20 protein-coding genes are annotated in these 19,724 nt (G+C 56.1%); 6 read left to right on the top strand and 14 right to left on the bottom strand.

Annotation, left to right across the window (positions count from 1 at the left end; translation table 11 throughout):
* Positions 1-3: 3 nt before the first annotated feature.
* Positions 4-300 carry a hypothetical protein gene (locus E1297_RS46960; RefSeq protein ID WP_155151032.1) on the top strand — a complete coding sequence of 99 codons (297 nt, stop codon included), beginning with the start codon at positions 4-6 and terminating at the stop codon, positions 298-300.
* Here the strand turns inward: E1297_RS46960 and E1297_RS46955 are convergent.
* Positions 281-619, bottom strand: coding sequence for a TraR/DksA C4-type zinc finger protein (locus E1297_RS46955; protein WP_155151029.1), 339 nt, complete (start codon positions 617-619; stop codon positions 281-283). The two genes, E1297_RS46960 and E1297_RS46955, sit on opposite strands and share 20 nt — an antisense overlap.
* 86 nt (positions 620-705) lie before the next feature.
* Between E1297_RS46955 and cysE the strand changes: the two genes are divergently transcribed.
* Positions 706-1,515: a serine O-acetyltransferase gene (gene cysE, locus E1297_RS46950; RefSeq protein WP_155151026.1), complete on the top strand. Its 810-nt coding sequence runs from the start codon at positions 706-708 to the stop codon at positions 1,513-1,515.
* A 68-nt stretch (positions 1,516-1,583) separates the two neighbouring features.
* Here the strand turns inward: cysE and E1297_RS46945 are convergent, their stop codons facing one another.
* The 6 genes from E1297_RS46945 to pgk all read right to left on the bottom strand — a co-directional run bounded on the left by E1297_RS46945 (position 1,584) and on the right by pgk (position 7,588).
* A complete protein-coding gene (locus E1297_RS46945) occupies positions 1,584-2,888 on the bottom strand; it encodes a pyruvate dehydrogenase complex dihydrolipoamide acetyltransferase (protein WP_155151023.1) in 1,305 nt (434 codons plus the stop codon).
* Between the two features lie 12 nt (positions 2,889-2,900).
* The gene (locus E1297_RS46940) at positions 2,901-4,274 is read right to left on the bottom strand and encodes a pyruvate dehydrogenase complex E1 component subunit beta (RefSeq protein WP_155151020.1); all 1,374 of its coding nucleotides are present in this window, start codon (positions 4,272-4,274) and stop codon (positions 2,901-2,903) included.
* 15 nt (positions 4,275-4,289) lie between these two features.
* Positions 4,290-5,279 carry a pyruvate dehydrogenase (acetyl-transferring) E1 component subunit alpha gene (pdhA, locus tag E1297_RS46935; protein ID WP_155151018.1) on the bottom strand — a complete coding sequence of 330 codons (990 nt, stop codon included), beginning with the start codon at positions 5,277-5,279 and terminating at the stop codon, positions 4,290-4,292.
* Between the two features lie 105 nt (positions 5,280-5,384).
* A complete protein-coding gene (locus E1297_RS46930; protein ID WP_196223584.1) occupies positions 5,385-5,813 on the bottom strand; it encodes a GNAT family N-acetyltransferase in 429 nt (142 codons plus the stop codon).
* A 118-nt stretch (positions 5,814-5,931) separates the two neighbouring features.
* On the bottom strand, positions 5,932-6,231 hold the full coding sequence (locus E1297_RS46925) for a septum formation initiator family protein (protein WP_170330925.1): 300 nt from the start codon (positions 6,229-6,231) through the stop codon (positions 5,932-5,934).
* Positions 6,232-6,397: 166 nt separating this feature from the next.
* Entirely contained in the window at positions 6,398-7,588 is a 1,191-nt protein-coding gene (gene pgk / locus E1297_RS46920; protein WP_155151012.1) for a phosphoglycerate kinase, read from the bottom strand.
* A 134-nt stretch (positions 7,589-7,722) separates the two neighbouring features.
* Here pgk and E1297_RS46915 point away from each other — a divergent pair, with 134 nt between their 5' ends.
* The 3 genes from E1297_RS46915 (at position 7,723) to E1297_RS46905 (ending at position 9,879) form a co-directional block, all read left to right on the top strand.
* Complete coding sequence (locus tag E1297_RS46915) at positions 7,723-8,229, top strand: peptidylprolyl isomerase (RefSeq protein WP_155151010.1); 507 nt, start codon at positions 7,723-7,725, stop codon at positions 8,227-8,229.
* Positions 8,222-8,779 carry a peptidylprolyl isomerase gene (locus tag E1297_RS46910; RefSeq protein WP_155151007.1) on the top strand — a complete coding sequence of 186 codons (558 nt, stop codon included), beginning with the start codon at positions 8,222-8,224 and terminating at the stop codon, positions 8,777-8,779. Before E1297_RS46915 ends, E1297_RS46910 begins: the two co-directional genes overlap by 8 nt.
* 137 nt (positions 8,780-8,916) lie before the next feature.
* Positions 8,917-9,879, top strand: a complete 963-nt coding sequence (locus E1297_RS46905; protein ID WP_155151004.1) for a DUF3179 domain-containing protein — start codon at positions 8,917-8,919, stop codon at positions 9,877-9,879.
* Positions 9,880-9,910: 31 nt separating this feature from the next.
* On the opposite strand, the gene E1297_RS46900 is transcribed toward E1297_RS46905, so the two are convergent.
* The 7 genes from E1297_RS46900 to E1297_RS46870 form a co-directional block, all read right to left on the bottom strand.
* Entirely contained in the window at positions 9,911-11,200 is a 1,290-nt protein-coding gene (locus E1297_RS46900; RefSeq protein WP_155151001.1) for a hypothetical protein, read from the bottom strand.
* A gap of 212 nt (positions 11,201-11,412) precedes the next feature.
* Positions 11,413-12,102 carry an aquaporin Z gene (gene aqpZ, locus E1297_RS46895; protein WP_155150999.1) on the bottom strand — a complete coding sequence of 230 codons (690 nt, stop codon included), beginning with the start codon at positions 12,100-12,102 and terminating at the stop codon, positions 11,413-11,415.
* Between the two features lie 226 nt (positions 12,103-12,328).
* On the bottom strand, positions 12,329-13,372 hold the full coding sequence (locus tag E1297_RS46890) for an Ldh family oxidoreductase (protein ID WP_196223583.1): 1,044 nt from the start codon (positions 13,370-13,372) through the stop codon (positions 12,329-12,331).
* Positions 13,373-13,542: 170 nt separating this feature from the next.
* Positions 13,543-14,025: a polymer-forming cytoskeletal protein gene (locus E1297_RS46885; RefSeq protein ID WP_244328142.1), complete on the bottom strand. Its 483-nt coding sequence runs from the start codon at positions 14,023-14,025 to the stop codon at positions 13,543-13,545.
* A gap of 7 nt (positions 14,026-14,032) precedes the next feature.
* On the bottom strand, positions 14,033-15,364 hold the full coding sequence (locus tag E1297_RS46880) for a M23 family metallopeptidase (protein ID WP_170330911.1): 1,332 nt from the start codon (positions 15,362-15,364) through the stop codon (positions 14,033-14,035).
* A gap of 174 nt (positions 15,365-15,538) precedes the next feature.
* Positions 15,539-16,378 carry a ferritin-like domain-containing protein gene (locus tag E1297_RS46875; protein WP_368669869.1) on the bottom strand — a complete coding sequence of 280 codons (840 nt, stop codon included), beginning with the start codon at positions 16,376-16,378 and terminating at the stop codon, positions 15,539-15,541.
* Between the two features lie 81 nt (positions 16,379-16,459).
* Positions 16,460-16,921, bottom strand: a complete 462-nt coding sequence (locus tag E1297_RS46870; RefSeq protein ID WP_155150995.1) for a peroxiredoxin — start codon at positions 16,919-16,921, stop codon at positions 16,460-16,462.
* A gap of 80 nt (positions 16,922-17,001) precedes the next feature.
* On the opposite strand from E1297_RS46870, the gene E1297_RS46865 reads away from it, so the two are divergent.
* Positions 17,002-19,724 (top strand): DUF3971 domain-containing protein (locus E1297_RS46865; protein ID WP_209016415.1); only part of this gene is annotated, 2,723 nt, incomplete at its 3' end.

Raw genomic sequence — 19,724 nt, 5'->3', positions numbered from 1 at the left:
TCTATGCGCCCACTTCTCCACGGAGATGTCAGTGCTGCGGCACGGGTTCTGCTGGCCCTGCCGCAGTCAGAGCGAGACCGGATCTGTACTGAGATGATCACCGAGGCGGAACTTGCTGATCAGCATGTTGCGCAAACGGGGAAGTTGCATCCAGCCTATGGAAACGGTTCGTTGATGGCTGCAGCACGGACCCGAACACTAGCTGATGAACCAGCCTTCGATGATGTGGAGTATTGCCTGTGTTTCGAATTGGTATTGCGCCAATTGGTCCGGTTTCACATCAGCCAGAGGCACAGCTGACGCATTTGCTTGCTGCCAGATCAAGCTCCAGTCGCCCGCGTGGAATCTCATCTCCACAGTCTTCGCAATACCCGAACTCGTCCTCTTCAATGCGGGCGAGTGCTGCGTTCAAGCGATGAGATTCCATGTCCCGCCGTGTCTGCTGTGCCTTGGCCATCGCCTGATTCTGCAACGCGTCCATTCTGCTGAGCCTGCCGATTGCTTGCTGGTCCAGTTCCACAACCGACTGGGCATCTTGTCCGGCGACGGAATTTTGTTCCAGTTCGGCCAGCCGAGCAAGAATAAGCGTTTTGAAATGCTGCAGATCGGTCTCGTTCATTTTTTGTTGTGTCGCACATCAAGGGTTTGCGTTTGGCCTTTTTGAGCCTAGATGGCTATTCTAGGCGCAGCAAAGGATGAAAAGCCATGTTCGAAACGCGCACTCATGTGACCCCAGTGGACCCTGTTTGGGATCGTATCACGTCAGAGGCCCAGGCAGCGGTTGAAAAAGAGCCATTGATGGGCGGGCTGGTGCATGCCTGTATTCTGCACCATCGCAGCCTCGAGCGCGCTCTATCCTATCGCGTGGCTGCCAAGCTGTGTTCGAACGAGATGTCGATGATGGTTCTGCGTGAAATCGTTGACGAAGCCTATGCCGACGACAAAAGTTTGCTTGAGGCTGCACGCGCGGATCTCATGGCAGTCTATGAACGTGACCCGGCATGCCACCGGTTGCTGCAGCCGATCCTTTACTTCAAAGGATATCAGGCGATGCAGGCCTATCGCGTGGCACATTGGTTGTGGCGCAAGGGTCGTCACGATCTGGCCTATTTCTTCCAGATGCGCTCCTCTGAGATTTTCGGGATCGATATTCACCCGGCTGCGAAGATCGGTAAGGGGATCATGATCGATCATGCCCATTCCATCGTGATCGGCGAGACTGCGGTAGTGGGCGACAATGTATCGATGCTGCATTCGGTAACACTGGGTGGAACCGGCAAGGAAGAGGAGCAGCGCCATCCCAAGATTGGAGATGGTGTACTCATCGGTGCCGGGGCCAAAGTGCTCGGCAATATCGAGGTCGGCCACTGCAGCCGCATCGCCGCAGGTTCTGTGGTTCTTCAGGAAGTTCCTGCTTGTAAGACCGTGGCGGGTATCCCCGCCAAGATCGTAGGAGAGGCTGGGTGCGACCAGCCGTCAATTTCGATGGATCATATGCTGGGTAAAGACCAGTAAGCTCTAGTCAGTTAACAAAAAAGCCGCCTCGATCTTCGGGGCGGCTTTTTTGATGTTTGGATTGCTGGCTAGGCCAGCATGACCATCGGGTTTTCTAGATTGTCGACGATGGCCTGCAAGAGCTGAGCCCCCAGAGCACCATCAATAACCCGATGGTCGACGGACATCGTCACTGACATCACGGTCGCGACGGTCAGCTCGCCGTCGTCGCCGACAACAGGTTTTTTCAGGCCTGTGCCGACGGCCAGGATGCCGGCATGGGGCGGGTTCACGATCGCATCGAAATTATCGATGCCGAACATGCCAAGATTTGAAACCGCGAAGGTGCCGCCCTGATACTCGTGCGGGGCTAGCTTGCGTTCCCGTGCCCGGGCCGCGAGATCCTTCATCTCGGTCGACAGGGCAGACAGCGATTTGGTGTCGGCATCCTGCAGAACCGGCGTGAACAGACCACCTTCAATCGCAACGGCGACTGCCACGTCCGATGGTTTCAGTTGCAACACACGATCACCTGCCCAAACAGCATTGCACTCAGGGACCTGCTGCAATGCATTCGCGACCGCTTTGATGATGAAGTCGTTGACGCTGAGCTTAATACCCCGGCCTTCCAGTTGCTTGTTCAACTGGCTGCGGAACTTCAACAACGCGTCCAGCTTGATATCGCGACGCAGGTAGAAATGTGGGATCGTTTGCTTGGCCTCGGACAGACGCGCAGCAATGGTCTTGCGCATGCCGTCGAGGGTAATCTCTTCGTATTCACGACCTTCGTAGATCCGTGCAACAGCATCGGCGGAAGGACCAGCCGGTACTGCCGCAGCGGGGGCCGCCGCCGCAGTTGCAGGAACTGCAGTCGGAGCGACAGTAGTTGCTGTTGCACCTTCGACATCAGCCTTGACGATACGACCATGCGGACCCGAACCGGTGATCTGCGCAAGGTCGAGACCTTTCTGAGCGGCAATCCGACGGGCCAACGGCGAAGCGAAGATACGACCACCATCGGCTTTGACCGCAGCAGCCGGAGCAGGGGCGGGCGCCTCGGGTGCCGCTGGGGCGGCAGCCTCGTTGCCCGCGGCGGCTGGCGCCGCTTCCGGCGCTTTGGTCGATGTGGTCGCCATATCATCCGCGCTTTCGCCATCTTCCAACAGCACAGCGATAGCTGTGTTAACCTTGACCCCTTCGGTGCCTTCGGGGATCAGGATTTTGCCGACTACGCCCTCGTCTACGGCCTCGAACTCCATCGTAGCCTTGTCAGTTTCGATCTCGGCCAGCAGGTCGCCAGAGGAGACGGTGTCGCCTTCCTTGACCAGCCATTTGGCAAGCGTGCCTTCCTCCATTGTCGGTGACAGGGCGGGCATCAGAATTTCTGTAGGCATCTGCGTCGCTCCTTACCGGTAAGTCACTTGTTTGACGGCTGCGATCACCTCATCCGTGGTCACCAGCGCCAGTTTTTCGAGGTTAGCTGCATAAGGCATTGGTACATCTTTGCCTGTGCAGTTGATGACCGGTGCGTCGAGATAGTCGAACGCCTCTTGCATCACCACAGAGGATATGTAGCTACCAACGGACCCTTGCGGCCAGCCTTCTTCGACAGTCACCAAACGGTTGGTTTTCATCACCGAGTTGATGATCGCGCCGGTATCCATCGGGCGGATGGTGCGCAGGTCAATCACCTCGGCGTTGATGCCTTCCTCAGCCAGCTTGTCGGCAGCTTCCAGAGCGAACTGCATACCGATGCCGAAGCTGACGATGGTTACGTCGGAACCTTCGCGCCAGATGCGGGCTTTGCCCAACGGGATAGTCAGATCATCAACCTGCGGAACGTCGAACGACCGTCCGTATAGGATTTCGTTTTCCAGAAACACCACGGGGTTGGGATCGCGGATCGCTGATTTCAGCAGCCCCTTGGCGTCGGCTGCCGAATACGGCATCACCACCTTCAAACCAGGGATTTGCATGTACCATGCAGCGTAATCCTGAGAGTGCTGCGCCGCCACGCGGGCCGCTGCGCCGTTAGGTCCCCGGAAGACGATGGGACAACCCATCTGACCGCCGGACATGTAAAGCGTTTTAGCGGCAGAGTTGATGATCTGGTCAATCGCCTGCATGGCGAAGTTGAAGGTCATGAACTCGACAATCGGTTTCAGGCCACCAAAGGCCGAACCAACCGCGATACCGGCAAAGCCATGTTCGGTAATCGGGGTGTCGATTACCCGCTTGCTGCCGAACTCATCCAGCAGACCTTGCGAGATTTTGTAAGCGCCCTGATATTCGGCGACTTCTTCACCCATCAGGTAGACATCTTCGTCGCCGCGCATTTCCTCGGCCATCGCATCACGCAGGGCCTCGCGGACGGTTTCAGATTTCATCTCTGCATCTGCAGGCCAGTCGGGGGACAAGTCCACCACGGGTGCGGCAGGGGCTGCTGCGGCCGGAGCAGGGGCTTCAACCGCCACTGGGGCAGCTTCGGCCACTGCAGCGGCTGCGGGCGCAGCTGCAGGCAGAGCGGAGACGTCTTCGCCGTCTTCGATCAGAACCGCGATGGGGGTGTTCACTTTGACCCCTTCTGTGCCTTCTGCGATCAGGATCTTGCCAACGATGCCTTCATCGACAGCTTCGAACTCCATGGTCGCTTTGTCTGTTTCGATCTCGGCCATAATGTCGCCGGATGATACGGTGTCGCCTTCCTTGACCAGCCACTTGGCCAATGTGCCCTCTTCCATCGTGGGCGAAAGGGCGGGCATGAGAATTTCGGTTGCCATGTCTTATTCGTCCTCTCAGGCGTAGATATCAGTCCAGAGCTCTTCGACCGAAGGCTCAGGGCTTTCTTTCGAGAATTCGGCGGCCTGGTTCACGATCTCTTTGATCTCTTTGTCGATCGCCTTCAGGTCATCCTCGGTCGCGTGCTTGCCGGACAGCAGCAGCTCACGCACGTGTTCGATCGGGTCGCTTTGCTCGCGGACTTTCTGAACCTCTTCGCGTGTGCGGTATTTGGCCGGGTCAGACATCGAGTGGCCACGATAGCGGTAGGTTTTGATTTCCAGAATGTACGGGCCTTTGCCTGCGCGGCAATGTGCAACTGCCTTTTCACCGGCTTCCTTAACCGCCAGCACGTCCATGCCGTTCACGATCTCACCCGGAATACCGAAGGCCTCGCCGCGGTGATAGATGTCTTTGGTCGAGGTCGAACGCGCCTGAGCTGTGCCCATAGCGTATTGGTTGTTTTCGATCACAAAAACGACCGGAAGATCCCAGAGCGCCGCCATATTGAAGGTTTCATAAACCTGGCCCTGGTTCGCAGCGCCATCACCAAAATAGGTAAAGGTGACACGGCCATTTCCTTTGTATTTGTCCGCAAAGGCTAGACCTGCACCCAACGGCACCTGCGCGCCGACGATGCCATGGCCGCCGTAGAAATGCTTCTCTTTCGAGAACATGTGCATTGAGCCGCCTTTACCTTTTGAAAGGCCGCCCTCGCGCCCGGTCAGCTCGGCCATAACGCCACCTGGATCCATTCCACAGGCCAGCATATGGCCGTGATCGCGGTAAGAGGTGATGCGCTTGTCGCCTTCTTCGGCGGCAGCTTCGAGGCCTACCACAACAGCCTCTTGTCCGATGTAAAGGTGGCAGAACCCCCCGATCAGACCCATTCCATAAAGCTGACCGGCTTTCTCTTCGAATCGACGGATCAGCAGCATTTCACGGTAGTAGAGTTTCAGCTCATCCGCCGAAACGTTTGGTTTCTTTGTGGTTTTTCGCGCGGCCATCGTGGCGATCTCCCCCTTACGGCAAGATAGTTTAGCGTTAAACTATCTCATAAAGCATTTGGCGCGATCTGGCGAGGGGAAATGTGACGCGACGTTGCCAGGGCTTTATCGTTGCGATTTTTCGCCTGTCAGATCAGTTGAGTTCTCGCCTGCCTGATAGGTGATCCACTTTGTTTTAAAGCCTATTCGATCATAAAGTGCTCTGGCTCTGTAGTTGGTTTCAGACGTCATCCAGCGCACGACGTCCCAGCCGTTTTGAGATGCCGATTCACAGACACTTTCGATCAATAGTTCAGCCAGACCGAGACCGCGGGCAGATGGGCAGACGAACATGTCATCGATATAGCAACCGATGGTGGCGGGTAGGGGCCTTTCGTATGCGCGAAAGTGAATGAAGCCTACAGAACCGGCCTCATCCGTACCTGCCATGTTGCAAAATACCTGCCTGTCAGGGTTTTGGACCCAATCCCAGACACGTGCGCGCATTTCAGCAGTCTGATGTTGCCGTCCGACGCGGGCGTAAGCTTCAAACATGCTTTCCCAGCGCGTTTTGTCACCAGGGCAGACGGGTCTGACCCATTTTTTGATTTTTACGTGGTCCATTGTTCTGTCCAAGTAAGGGAAACAGAAGACCTTGAATGGCAGAGCGGACTTAGCGGATCACAATTTCATCCGCACGGATCATGCCAAGGACCGAGCGTGCCTGTTGATCCAGCAAATCCAGATCCAGATAGGTATCGGACAGACGGCGCGTCAGGTTTTCCATTTCCGTGATTTCGGAATTCAGGGCTGCTAAATCGCGTGACAGAGCGTCCCGTTCCGCTGCGATCTCAACCCTGCGGAAAAGACCATAGTCGCCCTGCACGGCAGCGAAGGTGAAATAAACACCCAGCATGAAAGCCACCGAAAAGAAGACAACTGCGCCCAAACCGGGCCGATGGGAACGGGACACTCTGTTTACCGCCGTATGAATACTGCCTCAATAACGTGCCCTTTTCGGGCATCTCCCGGCACTATGTCATAGGTGATTCGGGTTGTGAATCCCCGAATGCACAAAAAGTTGCGACCTGAGTCGAAAATGAAAAAGGCGCCTCGGTTGAGGCGCCTTAATCTTCCAGTCACTGATCCAGTGCAGCAACACCCGGCAAGGTCTTTCCTTCCATCCATTCAAGGAAGGCCCCACCCGCTGTTGAGATGTAAGAAAAGTCTTTCGCCGCGCCAGAGGCGTTGAGTGCCGCCACTGTGTCGCCACCTCCGGCAACCGAAATCAACTTGCCTGCGCGGGTTAGTTCAGCGGCTTTCAAAGCTGCTGCATCTGTTGCCGCATTGAAGGGTTCGATTTCAAAGGCGCCCAAAGGGCCGTTCCAGATCAGCGTCTGACTTTGTTCGAACACATCGACAATTGCCGCAACGCTTTCAGGACCGGCATCCAGGATCATACCTTCGTTAGGACACTGATCTACTGGCAGTGTTTGATGCGAGGCATTGGCCTCAAATTTCTCGGCGACAACAATATCGCGCGGCAGGATGATCTTGCATCCGGTGCTTTCGGCTTTGGCCATGATATCTGACGCGGTTTCGGTCATACCATGCTCGGCCAGAGATTTTCCGACGTTCAGGCCTTGCGCCAGCAGGAAGGTGTTCGCCATACCCCCGCCGATCACCAGATAATCCACTTTCTCGATCAGGTTGCCCAGAAGATCCAGTTTGGTTGAAACCTTGGCACCACCAACAACAGCTGTAACTGGGCGCTTGGGTGACCCCAGCGCGTTTTCCAAAGCGCTGAGTTCCTGCTGCATCAGGCGTCCGGCACATGCAGGTAGCAGGCGGGCCAATGCTTCGGTCGAGCTATGCGCGCGGTGCGCGGCGGAGAATGCGTCATTGCAGTAGACATCGCCCATCTTGGCCATGCCCTTAGCAAGATCGATGCTGTTTTTGGTCTCTTCTGCATGAAATCGGGTGTTTTCGAGCAAAAGGACTTCACCTGTGCCCAGTGCAGCCTCTGCTTTTTCGGCCTCATAGCCGACGCAGTCATCTGCAAATCGAACTGTTGTGCCAAAGGCCGCTTCCAAAGCCGGAACCAGCTGTTTGAGCGATAGGTTTGGACGGGGTTCACCACCCGGGCGTCCGAAATGGGCCAGCAGGATCGGTTTGCCGCCTGCCTTCAGGATATCCTGCACAGTCGGTACGATCCGCTGGATACGGGTGTCGTCGGTGACCTGACCGTCGGCGACAGGTACGTTGATGTCCACACGCACCAATACTCGCTTGCCGTTCAGGTCCATGTCGTCCAGTGATTTCCAGCCCATTGTGCATACCTCGACCATTGCAACAGAATTAGGCGGTTCTTTTCCTGCATTTTGCCCTCAGGTCAATGCGTGACTTGGCATTCGCGCGCCCGGCGCATAGGTATTTGCGCAAGACCAATCGACAGGAGGGCCAGATGGCCGAGATCAAGGATCCCGAAAACACAATCATCGTCGAACTCAAAGACGGCAATGTCGTCATCGAGCTGCTGCCTGATGTGGCACCGCAGCACAGCGCGCGGATGAAAGAACTGGCCCGGGCTGGCGAATATGACAACGTGGCCTTCCACCGTGTGATCGACGGCTTCATGGCGCAGACCGGTGATGTACAGCACGGTGACATGGAAGACGGGTTCAACCTGCGTATGGCGGGGACCGGGGGTTCGTCGCTGCCGAATGTTCCGGCTGAATTCTCCAAGCTGCCTCATGATCGTGGCACACTGGGTGCGGCACGCTCGCAGAATCCAGACTCGGCCAACTCGCAGTTCTTTATCAACTTCAAGGACAACCACTTCCTGAACGGTCAGTACACGGTCTATGGCCGCGTTATCGACGGGATGGAGCACGTGGATGCGATTGTTCGCGGTGAGCCGCCAATGAGCCCTGACCGCATGATTAGCGTCAAGGTGGCCGCCGATGTATAAGCTGGCAGCTGCATTTGCCCTGCTGGCCAGCCCTGCGCTGGCCACCGGCCTGGAAATTGAGGTCGAAGGAGAGGGTGCTAACGGGACGATCACCGTTGATCTGCTCGAGGACGTCGCACCGAAGCATGTCGAGCAGATCACCGCTCTGGCTGGTGAAGGCAAGTATGACGGCGTGGTGTTCCACCGGGTGATCGACGGATTCATGGCGCAGACAGGTGATGTCGAATACGGCAACATGAACTCTGACAACTTCAACGTCAGCGCGGCAGGCCGTGGAGGTTCTGAGCGCCCCGATCTGCCTGCTGAATTCTCGGATATTTCGTTTGATCGCGGTGTCGTCGGAATGGCGCGGGCTCAGGATCCCAACAGCGCCAATTCGCAGTTCTTCATCATGTTTGAGCCTGGTCCGTTCCTCGACGGCCAGTATACGGTCGTCGGGAAAGTAACCGGTGGTATGGATGTGGTTGATGCCATTAAGCGCGGCGCCGGCCAGAACGGTGCCGTCGTTGGTCAGCCAGACGTCATGAAAAAGGTCACCGTCGTCGAGTGACGCTATCGACCGGCACCAACCCTGGTGCCGGTCATTCTCTCTCATCTCATTTCCTGCACAATCCCTCACGTCTGCGTGTTGCAGGCTGTTTGCGTTATTTCGTCTGTATAAGATGAGGCAAATGGCGAGGTAACGAGATGCGCATCTTTACCTTCTTACTGATGATCCTGTTTGCATCCACGGCGCAAGCAAACCCGGATCAATGGCGTGGTGAGTGGCCTGATACCAATTTCGGAAAGACAAACATCGGGAGTTGGTCCGAGGTTCAATCGGGCGGTCCACCCAAAGATGGGATCCCGGCGCTAAGTGATCCGGCATTTGTGCGCGCATCGGGCAAATCAGGTCTCGCGGCATCAGAACCTGTCATTACGGTCGAACTGTCAGGCCAAAGCCCGCGCGCTTATCCCATTCGATACCTGATGTGGCATGAGATCGTGAATGACCGTGTTGGCGGAAAGCCGATCGCAGTAACCTATTGCCCGCTCTGCAATTCCGGCATCGTGTTCGACCGCCGCACTCCCCGCGGTGTGCTTAGTTTCGGGGTCAGTGGGAAACTGCGAAACTCGGACATGATCATGTATGACCGCGAAACCCAGAGCTGGTGGCAACAGGCCACCGGCGAAGCGATTGTCGGACGCCTGACAGGAACTCAACTCAAAGCGCTACCTGCTTGGATGGAAAGCTGGGCAGAGTTTCAAGAGCGTAACCCGAGCGGGCTTGTCATGGCTGTGCCGGGCTTCAATCGCGACTACGGGCGCAACCCCTATCGTGGTTACGATACTTCACGCCGACCATTCCTTTATTCCGGCGAAATGCCTCCGCATGGCATCGATCCGCTGGAACGGGTGGTGCGCGTGGATGATCGAGCCTGGCCGTTAACACGTCTCAGTCGCGAAGGAGAAGTGAGCGAGGCGGGTGTGACAATCAGCTGGGTGCCGGGGCAGTCTTCGGCTCTGGATACCAGCCGCATTGGAAAGGGGCGGGATGTCGGGTCAATCCGGGTGCGGGACAGTAACGGGCGCGATGTTGTCCACGACGTGATGTTCGCCTTTGCCTTCCATGCATTCTGGCCCAACGGGACGTGGATGATTGATCCTTAAGAGGGGTAAGCCCGCTCAGTTTCAAGAACCCTTAACTTGTTTGCTTGGGACGTTGACGCGCCCGCCCGGATACACTGCGCCTTACGCGCGCCAGCATTCCATGTTCATTGATATGGCTCTTGTAGGCGCGATAGGATGGGGCTCGGGACAAGCATCTTTCTTCGTGCCATGCCCGAAAATAGTAGATCCCATTGACCCCGAGCAGAGCAGTGCAATTCGCGATACCGGTCCAGAAATCAACCGCGATAAAGGGGATCGAAATAAGCCACCAGGTGATGTTTTTGCTGATATAGGACGGGTGCTTGCTGATGTTGTAGGGAAAATCACATGCCAGCCCGCGATAGGTAAGATTTGAGAATCTGATCCCCATACGCGCGGCAGTCAGGCAGTAAATCGCCAGGAAGAAGAGGATCGTACTGCCCCATAAGACATAGAGCACCGGGTAGTCCCACAGCCAATTGCCCCATGCGAAACCTTCTTCGACATAGTTGAAGTAGTTGCGCGACAAAAGTTGCCAGAACGGAGCGTAGCAGATGATGCAAACCAGCCATCCGCTTACTGTGGCCTCAGTCCAGCGGATATGTGAGATCAGCAGGCGTGTTGCTGTGGCATAGCCAATCACAACGATCGTCAGATCCAAAAAGAAGGCAAATCGGTAGAGATAGCGATAGGCTTCAGCGAAACTTGTTGAATCCCAAAGGGAACGGGTCTGCAGGAAAGACCAGTCGTAGACGAGATAGCAGAACATCAACGGCAGAAAGTACCCTTTGATCCCGAGGCCCAGTAGATGAACCTTCAGCCCGGGGGCATCAGTCGACTGACGACCAAAGGTCAGGACCACGCGTCCCAGATGCCAAAGCCCGTCGCGCGGGTGCCGCATGCAAAAATGAACCGCAGTTACTGTCAGCAGGACAACAGCCAAGATCAGGCCCCAATAGTCCACTAGCAGGGAAAAGAAGGGCTGATACCAATCCCTTCGATAGATATCCGCAGTCAGATAAAACAGCGCCAGAAGTCCAAAACTGGCGGCCAGTCCGACAAGTTTGATCTGAAAGTCCAGAATGTATTGCGGATCTGAGAAGTTCTTGGGCCTGTAAACCAGACCGCTGCCCGGCTGGAGGTGGATCTTTGCGATGAATATCTCGGACAGGGCGAGCAAACCAAATATCGACAGGGCAAACAGCACTGTCTGATCCCGATCCGATACCCCTGGCATGTCAGGCCATAGGTAATGCAGGATTGGAATTGCGGTAATGGCGATCACACCGGTTGTAGCCGGGATCGCCGATGCGGGGCGTTTAAAGCCGGGGCGGGAACTCATGAACTTGCTCTCTTGCACATGCGAATGGATTTTCGCGGCTTAATCCCGGATTTCAACACACCAGAGCGCGAAGGTCCAATTCTTGTCTCGGGTGTGTCTTGGTGAAGTCAAAGAAGCTGTCCGTTTGGGTGGACCAGAGATTGCTGAATTTCCATAAAAAAGACGCTGCCAATTCGGCAACGTCTTTGTGGATTTATCTGTCTGAGAATTTGCTACTCGTCAGATGCCATCACCTTCCAGATAAGCGCACCAACGGCGCCGCCGATCAGCGGAGCGACCCAGAACAGCCAAAGCTGTGCCATAGCCGGGCCATCTGCAAACAGCGCCACACCTGTCGAACGTGCGGGATTTACGGATGTATTCGTCACCGGGATCGAGATGAGGTGTATCAGGGTCAGGGCCAGACCGATGGCTATCGGAGCAAAACCGGCGGGAGCCCGATCAGATGTTGCACCGAGAATGATCAGAATGAAAAATGCGGTCAGGACAATCTCGATCACCAAAGCCGACATCATCGAATAACCCTCTGGTGAGGCCTCGCCATACCCGTTTGTCGCAAAGCTGCCGACACCCTCAAAACCCGGCGCGCCGCTGACGATCAGATACAAGACTGCTGCAGCAGCGATTGCACCGATGACCTGAGCGATCCAGTAAGGCAGAAGATCTTTCGCCGGAAACCGTCCACCGATCATCAGACCAAGACTGACAGCAGGGTTGAAATGTCCGCCCGAGATATGTCCAACGGCGAAAGCCATGGTCAGAACCGTTAGGCCGAAGGCAAACGCGACGCCCAGCCAACCGATACCAACATCAGCGACGCCTGCCGCCAGAACCGCACTGCCACAGCCGCCAAGAACCAGCCAGAAAGTGCCGAAAAATTCAGCCAGAAGTTTTGATGACATTGAAAGTCCTCCACAAAACAATGGAGTTAAGGTTAATTCAAAAAATACTTTTTGTGAAACTGTGCCTTATGGGGAGTTTTTGCGCGTTGTCGTCAATTGCGTAAATTGTGGTGGTCAGAACGGTGTTCTGAGCCTTTGTACGATACCCGCGCCACGCTGATTTGAGGGTGGTTACATGTCTTGGGGCAGCAGATAAGCAGATACACTTTTTGCCGATGTCACTAAATTATTGGTGCGTATTCACGTCCAGTTCGCTGGCCAGGACTTCGATCGCGCCCCATATCCTGCGCGGTATCCGTAAAGGTTGGTTTTGCGAATCCGCAAACAGGTTTCGTTCGCGCTCACCCGGCACTTCAACCACGTCGTGCCCCTTTGCCGGTGCCGAGCTGCGAATTTCAGATAGTATCTCTTCGGCAGCGATCTGCATCGATGGGGACGTGTTGTACCGACGACAATCGAGGGCCAATACCAACCAGTTGATCTCACCCGCCAGTACCGGGCCAAGCATCGCTTCGCCGATCAATTCCGCAATCAACGCCAAGCCATATCCCAGCGGGCCACCTTTGGGTAGGATCGCTCCGCCATCAAAATAGTCTTCGGGATTTCGCGTTGGTTCACCATCGCGGTTCACAATCAAACCGTCAGGGAGTTCTACACCCGCAGCACGTGCGGCATAAATCCAGCCGCCAGCAGCTTGTGAGGTTGCAATGTCGATCACAACTGGCCCCCGTTCTCCGCCGGGCATTGCGATGCAGTAGGGGTTGGTTGGAAGCAGCGCCGTACGCCCTCTATAAGGCGCTACCATACGCCAGCGTTTACGATTGCCTCCGCCAATTGCGATAGAGAGACAACCTTTTTCAGCTGCGATTTCGCCAAACGCTCCGAGCCGTCCCGTATGTCCGGCACCGAGAACCGCAACAGCTGAAATGCCCCTGTCGATCGCGTTCTCTGCCGCCAGCTGGTGCGCCATTCGCATTGCGGGGATGCCGATACTGCCACGCGCATCGACGATTAGGCGGCCACTGTCGCTCTTCTTGATCTCAGGTTTTGCGCCGGTATTCAGCGTACCGTCCAACATCTCTCGGGTGTATTGCAGCACACGTACGATTCCGTGGGATTCGACACCGCTTTGATCAGCTTCCACAAGGTGCTTTGCCACTTCTTCCGCAACCTCGGGCGTGGTGCCAGCCGCTATGAAAAGCGCCTTTGCTGTCAGAATGGCTTGTTCGGAGGAGACCTCGATCCGATCATCAGCATGAAGTTTGCCCACTGTGCCTCCTGCAACACTCTGTTCCGGATTCGGAGTGATTGCCTCTGACGGTTGCACATCTAAATCGGAACTGCAGTAATTTTCGAACAAGCGCCGATGCATCTGTAGCGAACAAAAAAAACACCGCAGACTGCTCTGCGGTGTTTGAAACGATTTGGATGTCAGCTGGATTACTGGCTGACTTCGGCTGCCGGGTTTGCGCCCGACTTGCCGCTGCGGCCCGGATTCAGGGGGTCGTCCTGACGCTGAACCGAACCTTCGAAATGTGCGCCGCTTTCGATGGCGATGGTCTTGTGGATGATGTCGCCCTCGACTCGTGCGGTCGAAGTCAGGCGTACTTTCAATCCACGCACGCGGCCAACGATACGACCGTTGATTACGACGTCATCAGCGGTAACTTCACCTTTGATGGTCGCGGTTTCACCGATGGTCAACAGGTGCGCACGGATGTCGCCTTCGACAGTGCCTTCAACCTGAATGTCTCCGGTGGTCTTGATATTACCTGTGATATGCAGGTCAGAAGACAGTACCGACGCCGGTGGCTTTGGCTTGGGCGCAGTGCTTGCCTTTGTCTCTGCAGGGGCAGGGGTTGCCGGAGTTGCCGGAGCGGCGGGTTTGGCCGCCTCAGAAGCCTTGGGTGCGGGCTCGTTCATTTTGCTCTTAGAAAACATTTCTCGCAGCCTTGATGTAAGTCATTGGATTTACAGGTTTACCATTCACGCGTACTTCGTAGTGCAGGTGCGTGCCGGTCGACCGTCCGGTGCTACCCATATCAGCAATATGATCGCCGCGCGAGACCCTTTGACCGACCTTTACACGGATCTTGGTATTATGAGCATAAAGTGTCTCAATCCCGAAGGCGTGCTTGATCTTAACCAGCCTGCCGAAACCGGATTGCCAGCCTGCATGGGTTACAACGCCATCTGCTGTCGCAAAGATGTCGGTGCCGGTTGCACCAGCGAAATCAGCGCCATTGTGCATTCGGCGGCCCCCCGTCTTAGGGTCGCGTCGGGTGCCGAAGCCACTGGTAAAGCGCACGGCCGCGCGCACTGGACTCGCAAAGGGGGCTTTTTCTGCAGCGATCCTGTACAGGTTCAACTGATCCATTTGCTGTAGCAGAGTATTCGCACGCACTTCGTCGGCAGAAAGTTCTGCCTCTTCACCGCGCGTGCTGAAGGATAAAGGGGTCAGCGGACCGCCCATACCGCTATATCCGCGCCGGACCTCTTCGATGATGCGATCTGTTGGCATGCCAGCCTGCCGGAACATCTTATCCAGCGGCTCGACCGAGATCACCATAGCTTCTTCCAGCTGACGGAAAATCTCGTCGCTGCGCTCCTGCATCAGCCGGATTTCAAGCTCAAGCTCATCGCGCTGCTCCAACGCATCCTGGGCGTTCGCGGCGATCTCGTCGCGTTCAAGTGCAGTGCGTGCCAGCGCATCTGTCATGAACGCCATCTGCGCAGGATTGGCCGAAGCCACCATGTACATCTCGTCGCTGTCTGTTTCCTGCTGGAGCTCAGCGAGTTCAACCCGTGCCTCTTCACGCTGCTTCATAGTCGCGCGGAGGGTGGTTTGAATAACTTCGATCCCGGTTTCCAGTTCGCGACGCCGGTTCTCCGACTTGAGCAACTCGGATTGCATTGCCGAGATTTGCTCCAGTGCGGCGTTGAACCGATCATGCGCAGCCAGTGCCTCTTCGGCGCGCGCATCGCGTTCTGCGGACAGAATGTTGAGACGTTCCTGATAGGTCGCCTGGTCGCGCTTGGCCTGATCGCGGAAATTCCCAGATCCGATACTGTCCATAAGCAATATTGCCGTTGAGACAGCGGTCCAGCCCACCATAACGGCGACGCCAGCAACAGCTGCGACCTGAGTTTCCGAACTCAGACGGATGAACCGCGTGTCATTATCGGACTTTAAAAATACCCGGCGTTCCGGAAAGTGCCGCTCGAGCAGTGAGTGTAGTTTGATTGCCAGACGTGTTCGCACGCGTCTTTACCTCTCATCCCCTGTTCGGGACCGGTCATGAGTGGGTAGCCGTCCCTTGGGCCGATTGCATAAAGGCCAAGTCGCGTTTGGGCAAGATTGTTAACAATCAGGTCTGCCCGGACAGAGAATTACCGCACGGCATCGGCAGGAAATTGCCGATCTGGGGGAGGAATATCACTCCTTCACAACCCCAGGTGGTGGCATATCATCCGCCAGTGGCCAGTAGAAATCCGGAGGCAATCCGGCCTCGGCGCGTTTCTCTTCATTGAAAGGCGGTTTGAGCGCCCCGTGAAAATAGCGGCGTACAAGCTGGTGAAACACATCTTTTGGATCTGCGTTTTCCCGACCGCACAAAAAGTGGAACCACTTTGATCCATACGCTACGTGGCCGACCTCTTCGGAATAGATGATTTCCAGCGCTTCAATCGCCAGTTTGGCGTCAGCTTTGCGGAATATGTCAATCATGCCGGGGGTTACATCCAGCCCACGCGCTTCAAGCACCATTGGCACGACTGCCAGCCGACCCATCAGGTCTTCGGCGGTGTCTTCAGCTGCGCGCCACATGCCGGCATGGGCGGGAAGGGCGCCATAGTGGCTGCCCATTTGTTCCAGACAGTCGCACACCATTTCGAAATGGCGCGATTCCTCTTCGGCGCACTTCACCCAGTCGTCATAAAACCCGATTGGCATGGGCACATGCCCGAACCGGGCGATGATGTCCCAGTGCAAATCCACAGCATTTAACTCGATATGTGCAACAGCATGCAGCAGGGCGATCCTGCCCGCTTCACTACCGGGCCGGCGTCTAGGAACATCGCGGGGCGACAACAGCTCGGGACGGTCAGGCCGCGCCGGATTAAGCGGAGGAGTTGCCGTTCCGACTTCGATCGGCTCAGAATCGCCTTTTCTGGATTCGAACCACGCAGCCGCATATTTCTTTGACAGGGCGGTTTTCGCCCTGCCGTCCGCGGTGGTCAGAACCTCGGTCGCCATCTGAGTCAATGTTTTTGGCACGGGTTTCCTCCGCCAATCGCTGTTCGTGGCGGGTGATAAACCGGATCAAGCCAAGGGTCGAGAGGACTGTGAACTTGACCGTTAAAGCGCCTGAACAGCTTCCAGCACTTCCTCGACATGGCCGGGCACTTTGACCTTGCGCCAGACGTGGGCGATCTTCCCCTCTGCGTCGATGATGAAGGTCGATCGTTCGATCCCCATGGAGGTTCTGCCATACATCTTCTTTTCCACCCAGACGCCGTAATCTTCGCAAACAGATGATCGCTCGTCTGACAGCAGGGGCGTCGTCAGGCTGTGCTTGGCAACGAACTTGTCATGCTTTGCGATGCTATCACGCGAGATGCCAAAAACCTGAGCACCCGCATCGGCAAAGGATTGAAGTTGTTCCGAGAAACCGATGGATTCCTTGGTGCAGCCCGGCGTATCATCACGGGGATAGAAAAACAAAACGACGGTACCGCCGCGCAGATTCGACAAGGTCACTTCTCCGCCGCCATCGCGGGGCAAAGTGAAATCGGGGGCGGTGTCTGAAACGTCGGGCATTGGAAACTCCGGCAAAGGTTTTTAATTGATGCTCGACATCATAGGGCGGCGTAGTCGGTTTGAAAGGCGTGGATAGCAAATTGATCCAGCAAGATCAGGAAGGTGCTGCGCAGGCAGAACAACAGCCGCGCCGCCGATCCCGTCGGCGCCGGGCTGGTCTGTGGACTTTGCGCGGCGTTGTCTTGTTGTTGTTTCTCGCGCTGTTCACGGGATTTATGGTGGTTGGTCAGCGGCTGCATGCACCTGAGTGGCTCAGCGATCGCGTCGAAGCGCGTCTTGAGCGGGCCTTAGGTGGTTTGCAGATCAGGTTCGGTGACGTCAGCTTTATCATTCACGAAGGTTGGCGACCCAGATTGCGACTTACGGATGTGACCGTAAGCGATGCGGCGGGACAGCAAATCGCTCAGGTCGCAGATGTCCGTGCAAGTCTGGCGATGAGGCCGCTGTTGCGCGGCCAGGTGCGCCCCAAGCGCATCATCCTGAACGGAGCGCTGATTGCATTGACGCGCGGTCCCGATGGCGCGCTGTCGCTGACCGTCGGATCTGGAAGCACACCTTTGCAGGAGGCACCGAATTTTGCTCAGCTACTGGAAGGCTCGGACAGGATATTCCAATCCCCGGCATTGTCGGCCCTGACTTCGGTCGAACTTGATGCAATCACTCTTGATTACAAGGATTTGCGACTGGGCCGGTCGTGGCTTCTGGATGGTGGGCATATTCAGGCCAACCGCAATGACAACGAAGTACGTTTGGCAACGGGTTTCTCGGTACTGGCAGGGCGTGATTATGTCAGTTCTATCGAAGCTAATTATACGAGCACACTGGGCTCACCCGCGGCCCGGTTTGGCGTATCAATAACCGACTTGCCTGCCGAAGATATTGCCGGGCAAACCCCGGCTTTGGCATGGTTGCAAGTGCTCAACACGCCAATTTCCGGGGCACTACGAGGCAGCATTGATGCTCAGGCGGCCCTGGGTCCGGTCTTTGCGACCCTGAACTTGGGCGCTGGTGCCGTGCAACCGAACCCCGAAATCAAACCGGTGCCGTTTGAATCCGCGCGCACGTATTTCACCTATGATCCGGTCGGACAGGTTCTGGATTTCAACGAGGTTTCGATCGATTCTGCCTGGGGGTCTGTGCAGGCTGAGGGCAAGGCTTTTCTGCAAGGCGTTGATAGCGGCATTTTAGAAAGCATGGCGGCGCAATTTCGTCTGATCGGTATTCGTGTGAATCCGGCAAATCTGTTCACTGAGACTCTGGAGCTGAGACGCGCTGATCTGGATTTTCAGATGAAGCTAAATCCGTTTCGGGTGCAGTTGGGACAGGTCACGATCGAGGATGGTGCACATCGATTGCGCGCTTCAGGAAACTTGGTCGGTCTGACTGAAGGCTGGAGCGTGGATCTGAATGCGAATATTGACCAGATGCCATCTGAACAGGTCTTGCAATATTGGCCGCCACGGCTTGCACCCAAACCGCGTATTTGGGTGACTGAAAATCTGTATCAGGGTGAAGTATCTGACATGGATTTTGCACTCAGGTTGCGACCACAATCTGAACCCGACATTTATCTGGATTTCGATTTCGATAAAGCTCGCGTTCGGTTTGCCAAGACATTGCCTCCTGTGGAGGATGCTCAGGGTCAGGCAAGCCTGATTAATGACCGCTTTACGGTAACGGCTCAAAAGGGTGTCGTTGTCGCAGACGAGGGCGGATCAGTTGATGCATCAGGCACGTCCTTCATCATCCCGGATGTGAGTATCAAGAAAACGACACCCGGTATCGCCCGGATTGTTGCAAACGGTAGCGTTACAGCAGCGCTTTCGTTGTTGAACCGGGCTCCTCTCGAAGTGATGACCAAAGCCGGTTTGCCAGTTGATTTGGCCAATGGCCGGGTTGGCTTGGTGGGCACACTGTCGCTACCGCTGAAAAAGAAGCTGAAATTTGAAGAAGCGGAGTTTCACTTCACAGGAAGTCTCGATGACCTGGCGAGTGATAAGCTGGTTCCCGACGTCAACGTCAGCGCAGATAATCTGCAATTGAGTGGAGACCAGACCCAGGTCAGCATTCAGGGGAATGGCTTCTTTGGGGTGGTGCCGATTCAGGCTCGTTGGCAACAACCGATCGGAGGCGAAGAACCTCAGCGCAGCGAACTGACAGGACAGATCGAGTTATCACCCCGGTTGATGGATGAACTCAGAGCAGGGCTGCCCAAGGGGATGTTGACCGGGCAGGGTACGGCAGCACTCCGATTGGGGATTGGCGCGGGCGAGCCTCCAAAATTGTCCGCGGAGTCCGATCTGGTCGGAGTGGCGCTGGCCATCCCTGAGCTCGGCTGGCGGAAAGGAGCAAACAGTAGTGGCAGCCTAACGGCAGAGGCCACATTGGGTGACCAGTTGCGGGTGGATTCGCTCAGGCTTGATGCAGCTGGCCTCAGAACGGTCGCGTCGATATCGTTCCGAGATGGTGATGAGCTGGATCGTGTTCAGTTCAGTTCGTTTGAGCTGGGTGAATGGCTGGCCGTTCCCGCCGAGCTGATTGGGCGAGGAGCCGCGTTGCCGGATATTCGCGTTCTCGGTGGCGTTATGGATCTGGGAAAGGCGACCTTTGGAAATGGAACGGGTGGTGGAGGCAGCTCTGGGCCGGGACCAAAGCTTGAGGTTGCATTGGACCGGCTGCAGGTCACCGAAGAGGTTGCTCTAACAGGGATGCGGGGTACGTTTGAAACCACAGGTGGTCTTCGGGGGCCATTCTCAGCGCGGGTGAATGGAAAAGCAGCGATCAACGGTCAGGTATCCCCTCG

The sequence above is a fragment of the Roseibium sp. RKSG952 genome (assembly GCF_009711355.1).
Note: the sequence above shows the minus strand (reverse complement) of the source record. Positions and strands in the feature narration are given on the sequence as shown.